A 249-nucleotide genomic window follows, 5' to 3' on the forward strand; every position below is an offset into this window, starting at 1 on the left:
GCTTCTGGTGGGGCAATCGGACGTCGGTGCGGACGTGCAGGCGCTGACCAAGCTGGTGAAGAAGACCACCAGGGAGCTAAGTGACGCCATCGCGGCCCAGGATCGCAAGCTCGACGAAACCCGTTCGCTCATTGATGCGCTTGCCGTCGCTCAGGAGGCTTGGCGAGATGAGGGGCAGGCTGCTCATGTGGCGGTGATGCAGGAGGGCTCGGTCCTCCGAGAGGCGTTGGCGACCATGCGCCGGAGGCA

Annotated in this window: 1 protein-coding gene; it reads left to right on the forward strand. The window is 65.1% G+C overall.

The window, feature by feature from the left end:
• Positions 1-249, forward strand: a 249-nt coding sequence (locus AC0IYH_RS33145; protein WP_471838639.1) for a hypothetical protein, incomplete at both ends; no start/stop codon positions are given.

Source organism: Pseudomonas sp. AC463 (genome assembly GCF_979253585.1).